At 64.0% G+C, this 6,386-nt stretch carries 6 protein-coding genes; 2 read left to right on the forward strand and 4 right to left on the reverse strand.

The annotated features are described in order from the left end of the window. Positions 1–35 precede the first annotated feature (35 nt). On the forward strand, positions 36–1,046 hold the full coding sequence (locus B3E94_RS13485) for a DUF4917 family protein (RefSeq protein ID WP_286913880.1): 1,011 nt from the start codon (positions 36–38) through the stop codon (positions 1,044–1,046). 9 nt (positions 1,047–1,055) lie between these two features. Here B3E94_RS13485 and B3E94_RS13490 read toward each other — a convergent pair whose 3' ends face one another. The 4 genes from B3E94_RS13490 to B3E94_RS13505 form a co-directional block, all read right to left on the reverse strand. Beyond that, positions 1,056–1,562 carry a helix-turn-helix transcriptional regulator gene (locus B3E94_RS13490; RefSeq protein ID WP_286913881.1) on the reverse strand — a complete coding sequence of 169 codons (507 nt, stop codon included), beginning with the start codon at positions 1,560–1,562 and terminating at the stop codon, positions 1,056–1,058. Positions 1,563–1,564: 2 nt separating this feature from the next. Continuing rightward, positions 1,565–1,831, reverse strand: a complete 267-nt coding sequence (locus B3E94_RS13495) for a hypothetical protein (RefSeq protein WP_286913882.1) — start codon at positions 1,829–1,831, stop codon at positions 1,565–1,567. Positions 1,832–1,973: 142 nt separating this feature from the next. Continuing rightward, entirely contained in the window at positions 1,974–3,194 is a 1,221-nt protein-coding gene (locus tag B3E94_RS13500; RefSeq protein ID WP_286913884.1) for a class I SAM-dependent methyltransferase, read from the reverse strand. Positions 3,195–3,267: 73 nt separating this feature from the next. Beyond that, positions 3,268–3,885, reverse strand: coding sequence for a TPM domain-containing protein (locus B3E94_RS13505; protein ID WP_286913885.1), 618 nt, complete (start codon positions 3,883–3,885; stop codon positions 3,268–3,270). A gap of 187 nt (positions 3,886–4,072) precedes the next feature. Here B3E94_RS13505 and bglX point away from each other — a divergent pair, with 187 nt between their 5' ends. Further along, the gene (gene bglX / locus B3E94_RS13510; RefSeq protein ID WP_286913886.1) at positions 4,073–6,364 is read left to right on the forward strand and encodes a beta-glucosidase BglX; all 2,292 of its coding nucleotides are present in this window, start codon (positions 4,073–4,075) and stop codon (positions 6,362–6,364) included. The last annotated feature ends 22 nt before the right edge of the window (positions 6,365–6,386 follow it).

A 6,386-nucleotide genomic window follows, 5' to 3' on the forward strand; every position in this document is an offset into this window, starting at 1 on the left:
CCCCGCCGTTTCCCGCACCACCGAACGGACCGCACATGCCAGCTCTCGACGCCCGCCTCGCCTCTTGGCCAGACCTCAACCAACGCCACCCCTGCAGTGCACTGCTGCTGGGCAACGGCGCCAGCCGGGCGCTGTGGAAGCCTTTCGGCTACTTCTCGCTGTTCGAAGAAGCCCAGCGCGCCGGGCGCAAGAAAGGCCTGGCGATCAGCGACCAGGCCTTGTTCAAGTCGCTGGGCACCGAGTTGTTCGAGCCGGTACTGAGCACGCTCAACCACACCGTGCGCGCCAACGCGGCCCTGGCGATCAATTCCACTGCCCCGCTGAACCGCTACTACTCGATCAAGGAAGGCCTGATCCACGCCGTGCGCACCGTGCACCTGCCCTGGCCACTGATGCCGGCGGCCACCCTGGCCACGATCAACCAGGCCCTGCGCAGCTACCGCAGCGTCTACACCAGCAACTACGACCTGCTGCTGCCCTGGGCCATGCAACATGCCCCGCAAGGCTTCGCCAAACTGTTCGACGAGCAGGGCTTCTTCGACGTGCGCCGCACCCGCAGCGAAGGCACCCGGGTCATGCACCTGCATGGCGGCCTGCACCTGCTCAAGCTGCCCGATGGCACTACCCGCCAACGCAGCGCCGAGAGTGCCGAGCTGCTCGATGGTTTTGCCGTGAACATTCCCGGTGAAGTGCCTTTGTTCGTCAACGAAGACCGCAGCGAAGAGAAGCTGCGGGCGATTCGCAGCTCGGATTACCTGGCTTGGTGCCTGGGTCAGCTGGCGCAGGAGAACAACGGGCTATGCCTGTTCGGGCAGCATCTGGATGCCAGTGACCAGCACCTGCTCGAGGCCATCCGCCAGGCGCGGCCGGCGCATCTGTCGATTGCCATCCGGCCGTTGGGCGAGGCTTCGGTGATCAATCAGAAGCGGCATTTCGTCGAACGGTTCGCTGATCTGACGGCAACCGAGCTGCATTTCTTTGATGCCAGCTCCCATCCGCTGGGCCAAGCAGGGCTGGCCGTCGAAGTACCCCAGGGGCGTCGCTGAACCACGCGCTCAACACGTTGCGCAAGGTCCGCCAAAAACACGTGCATGTGCACGGGATACGTTGATGGCCATCGCTACCCGGGCAAGATCCAGCGTTTCTTGCCCGATGGTGTAGCTCCCTTTGGCCTGAAGCCAGGCCAGTACATCTGCGAGATGCCACAGCGAGGTGCTGCCTTCGTGAATGGGCGTCGGGAAGCTGTGAATATGCGCAAGCATCAACTTGCGCATATTCTGGCGTGATACGCCTACCACTTCGGCCACATCAGTCAGCCCAACGACGTCGGGCGTCGCCTCGATCAACCGCGCGCCGGGGACGGCTGTGCGAACATCATCCAGTGCGCTTTCTATCGCCTGCCTGGCAGAAGACGCCTCTCGAATGAATTCCAGCGACAGACGGCCCGGCTGACCGATACCGACCAGCGCATCCTCGCAACCTGCTTCAGCCAGCCGCTCCAGAAGTGCGTCGAGGTTTTCATCTTCGATCAACTGATACTTGAGGGTGAATTCGTATTCCATTGTTAAAGCTCCTCGCGAGCGCTGGCCTGATTACTGCCCGTGCAGTTGTCCACGACTCGCCTGAGCTGACGGGCGAAGTTGCCTGGACTTTTCGGTGTGCTCCAGATGCTGGTAATACACCGCTCCCCACATCGGCAATCGACATCGTTGTAAGGGCAGTACATCTTTCCCCAGCAATGCCCACCGCCCGCAACAATTCTCCATCCCTGGGACTCGGCGTGCTTCAACGCCTGCTCGATTTCCTTCCTGGCGTGACTGGGGCGCGGCATCAGTGTTTCTCCAGTGTGGGCTTGGCATCCTTGGTTGTCAAATGACAACCAAGGATGCCTGCGAAAGGGCCACACTACAGATCTTTTGACACTGAAATAGACGGGATGAAGCTCGCAGGAATGCTCCTACACAAAATCAGGACTATTCGGGAATCAACCCATCCCCCCGCAACAACGTCTCCAGGCAATGCTCCTGCACCCCGTAGAACGCCTTGAGCTGCGCGATCTTCTCCAGCAGCGCCCCCGGCGCCACCGGCTGCTTGCGCTTCACCGCAAGAATCATCTTGTTCTTGTTGGTGTGCTCCAGCGAGATGAACTCGAACACCTTGGTCTCGTAGCCACAGGCTTCCAGGTACAGGGCACGCAAGCTGTCGGTCAGCATCTCGGCCTGCTGCCCCAGGTGCAGGCCGTATTGCAGCATCGGCTGCAGCAGCCCCGGGCTGTGCAGTTGCGGGCGGATCTGCTTGTGGCAGCACGGCGAGCACATGATGATCGCCGCGTTGCAGCGGATGCCGGTGTGGATGGCGTAGTCGGTGGCGATGTCGCAGGCATGCAGGGCGATCATCACCTCGATGGCCTCGGGGACCACGCTGCGCACGTCGCCACACTGGAACTCCAGGCCCGGGTGCTCCAGGCGCGCGGCGGCGGCGTTGCACAGGTCGACCATGTCCTGGCGCAGCTCCACGCCGGTCACCTGCGCATCGCGGCCCAGGGTGTTGCGCAAGTAGTCGTGCATGGCGAAGGTCAGGTAGCCCTTGCCCGAGCCGAAGTCGGCCACCCGCAGCGCCTGTTGCGCCGGCACCGGGGCATTGGCCAGGGCGTGGTCGAAGACTTCGATGAACTTGTTGATCTGCTTCCACTTGCGCGACATCGACGGGATCAGCGCGCCCTGTGCATCGGTCACGCCCAGGTCGCGCAGGAACGGCCGCGACAGCTCCAGGTAGCGTTTCTTCTCCCGATCATGGCCGGCATTGGCACCAACCTCGCGGGGTGCCTGCGCGCCATGGCGCTGAAGCATCGGCTTGCCCTTCTTGCTGAAGGTCAGTTGCACTTCGCCATCGGCGTCGAACAGGTGGGCATTGCGAAAGCTCTCCGGCAGCAGCTCGGCGACCAGCGCCAAGGCCTGGTCCACCGGCAGGTTGCGGGTGATGTCGCGGGTCTGGTGGCGGTAGACCAGCGAAAGGTTGGCCTGCCCTTTCACCTGCAAGGGTTTGCCGATGATGCGCTGCAAGCTCTGGTCGGCGCCGACATGGCGCGCCAGCACCAGCTTGACCAGCGTATTGCCGTGCACAGCGGCACTGAGCAGGTCGAGGAACTGGGCGCGCGCATCCGGCGCGGGGGAAGCGGAAGGACTGGCGGACATGGAAAACGGGTGCCTCGGATAACAGGGGCGCGTTGCGCGATGCCGCGCATTCTACACCCTGCAACCCCTCGCTTCAGTCGAGAATCACCAGGCGGTTGGGCAGTTCATTGCGCGCATGGGTGCGCGGCACGTGCTCGCACAATAGCTCGCCGCACGCCTCGATACACTCGACAAAGCCCTGCAAGGTCCGCCCTTGACGCACCTGTTCGGCGAAACGCGCAACCATCAAGGCCCGGACCTGGGCATCGAGGTGGCGGTCGATACCCCGGTCGACCAGGATCTCCACATGCCGCTCTGCCTCGGCGACGAAAATCAGCACCCCCGTGGCAGCCGCCGTGCCCTGCAGGTTCTGTTCGCGAAACTGCTGGCGCGCCAGGCTCGAAGCACGCCACCTGCGCAACGCGCCAGGGATCAGCCAGGCGGCCAGGCGCGGGCTGCGCAGCAGCAGGCACAGGCCGATGAACAACAGCACGTTGGCCACCAGCAGCCCACGCACACCTGGCCAACCGAGCAGCCACTGCAGCAGGCCAGGCACGGCCAGCGCCAGCACGGCGGCCCAGAACAAGGGCAGGTAGGCATAGTCATCGGCGCGCCGCGCCAGCACGGTCACCAGTTGCGCGTCGGTGCGTCGCTCGACGCGGGCGATGGCCTCGGCGACCTGGCGCTGCTCGTATTCATTCAGAGGGGTCATGCCTTCGGTCTCATCTGCATTCTTATTGTTGTTTTCCCGGCATTCGGGTGTTCCTCCGCGGGCGAGATATTCAGGCATAATCCGCCGCTGGAACTAATACCCGCGAATCGTACAACAATAGCCGCCTGAAAACTTCGGCCGCGCGCGTATCACCGTGGATACGGCACAGGCCTCGACAACGGAATTCATGATGAAACTGTCTTTGCTGGGCCTGGCCATGGGCCTTGCCAGTCAGGCGGCCCTCGCCGCCCCTACCGCCCCGCCCCTGCAGGACAAGCAGGCATTCATCGAACACCTGATCAGCCAGATGACCGAAGCCGAAAAGATCGGCCAGTTGCGCCTGATCAGCATCGGCCCGGAAATGCCACGCGACAAGATCCGCGAAGAAATCGCCGCCGGGCGCATCGGCGGCACCTTCAACTCGCGCACCGCCCCGGAAAACCGGCCGATGCAGGACGCTGCCATGCGCAGCCGCCTGAAAATTCCGATGTTCTTCGCCTACGACACCATCCACGGCGAACGCACCATCTTCCCGATCGGCCTGGGCCTGGCCGCCAGCTGGGACATGGACGCCATCGCCAAGGTCGGCCGCACCTCGGCCATCGAGGCGTCCGCCGACGCCCTGGACATGACCTTCGCGCCCATGGTCGACATCGCCCGCGACCCGCGCTGGGGCCGCACCAGCGAAGGCTTCGGTGAAGACACCTACCTGACCTCGAAGATCGGCCAGGTGATGGTCCGCTCGTTCCAGGGCAGCAGCCCGGCCAATGCCGACAGCATCATGGCCATCGTCAAGCACTTCGCCCTGTATGGCGCGGTCGAGGGCGGGCGCGACTACAACACCGTCGATATGAGCCTGCCGAAGATGTACAACGACTACCTGCCGCCCTACCGCGCCGCGCTCGACGCCGGTGCCGGCGGCGTGATGGTGGCGCTGAACTCGATCAACGGCGTGCCGGCCACCTCCAACACCTGGCTGATGAACGACCTGCTGCGCAAGGAATGGGGCTTCAAGGGCGTGACCATCAGCGACCACGGCGCCATCCAGGAGCTGATCCGCCACGGCGTCGCCCGCGATGGCCGTGAAGCGGCCAAGCTGGCGATCAAGGCCGGCATCGACATGAGCATGAACGACACCCTGTACGGCGAAGAGCTGCCAGGGCTGCTGAAGTCCGGCGAAGTGACCCAGCGCGAGCTGGACCAGGCCGTGCGCGAAGTGCTGGGTGCCAAGTACGACATGGGCCTGTTCAAGGACCCTTACGTGCGCATCGGCAAGGCCGAAACCGACCTCAAGGATTACTACGGCGACGACCGCCTGCACCGCGACGCCGCGCGCGACGTGGCGCGCCGCAGCCTGGTGCTGCTGGAAAACAAGCAGCAGACCCTGCCGCTGAAGAAGGCCGGCACCATCGCCCTGGTCGGCCCGCTGGCCGATGCACCGATCGACATGATGGGCAGCTGGGCCGCCGACGGCAAACCGATGCACTCGGTGACCGTGCGCGAAGGCCTGCGCCGCGCCGTCGAGGGCAAGGCGAAGCTGGTGTACGCCAAAGGCTCCAACGTCACCGGCGACAAGGCGATCCTCGACTACCTGAACTTCCTCAACTTCGACGCCCCGGAAATCGTCGACGACCCCCGCCCGGCCGCCGTGCTGATCGACGAGGCGGTCAAGGCTGCCCAGCAGGCCGACGTGGTGGTGGCCGTGGTCGGTGAGTCGCGCGGCATGTCCCACGAATCGTCCAGCCGCACCACCCTGGAAATTCCAGCCAGCCAGCGCGAACTGATCAAGGCCTTGAAAGCCACTGGCAAGCCGCTGGTGCTGGTGCTGATGAACGGCCGCCCGCTGTCGATCGCCTGGGAGCGCGAGCAGGCCGACGCCATCCTCGAAACCTGGTTCTCCGGCACCGAAGGCGGCAACGCCATCGCCGACGTGCTGTTCGGCGACTACAACCCGTCGGGCAAGCTGGCCATCACCTTCCCGCGCTCGGTCGGGCAGATCCCGATGTACTACAACCACACCCGCATCGGCCGCCCGTTCACCCCAGGCAAGCCAGGCAACTACACCTCGCAGTACTTCGAAGAGCCCAACGGCCCGCTGTACCCGTTTGGTTACGGCCTGAGCTACAGCAGCTTCGAGCTGTCCGGGCTGAGCCTGTCGAGCAGCACCCTCAAGCAGGGCGGCAAGCTGGAGGCCAAGGTGACGGTGAAGAACACCGGCAAGGTGGATGGCGAAACCGTGGTGCAGCTGTACCTGCAGGATGTGTCGGCGTCCATGAGCCGCCCGGTCAAGGAGCTGAAGAACTTCCAGAAACTGATGCTCAAGGCCGGTGAATCGCGGACCTTGACCTTCGGCATCAGCGAAGACGACCTGAAGTTCTACAATGGCCGCCTGCAGCATGTGGCCGAGCCTGGCGAGTTCAACGTCCAGGTCGGGTTGGATTCCGAGGCCGTGCAGCAACAGAGTTTCGAACTGCTGTAAGCGATTTGCAGGCAGTGCCGGC

The organism is Pseudomonas sp. UBA6315, from assembly GCF_002438125.1.
GTDB classification, from domain to species: Bacteria; Pseudomonadota; Gammaproteobacteria; order Pseudomonadales; family Pseudomonadaceae; genus Aquipseudomonas; species Aquipseudomonas faucium.

Excerpts from the sequence above, each read along its gene's own strand:
- B3E94_RS13485 (WP_286913880.1), top strand. The coding sequence starts at position 36 with ATGCCAGCTCTCGACGCCCGCCTCGCCTCTTGGCCAGACCTCAACCAA.
- B3E94_RS13505 (WP_286913885.1), bottom strand. The coding sequence starts at position 3,885 with ATGACCCCTCTGAATGAATACGAGCAGCGCCAGGTCGCCGAGGCCATC.
- B3E94_RS13495 (WP_286913882.1), bottom strand. The coding sequence starts at position 1,831 with ATGCCGCGCCCCAGTCACGCCAGGAAGGAAATCGAGCAGGCGTTGAAG.
- B3E94_RS13500 (WP_286913884.1), bottom strand. The coding sequence starts at position 3,194 with ATGTCCGCCAGTCCTTCCGCTTCCCCCGCGCCGGATGCGCGCGCCCAG.
- bglX (WP_286913886.1), top strand. The coding sequence starts at position 4,073 with ATGATGAAACTGTCTTTGCTGGGCCTGGCCATGGGCCTTGCCAGTCAG.
- B3E94_RS13490 (WP_286913881.1), bottom strand. The coding sequence starts at position 1,562 with ATGGAATACGAATTCACCCTCAAGTATCAGTTGATCGAAGATGAAAAC.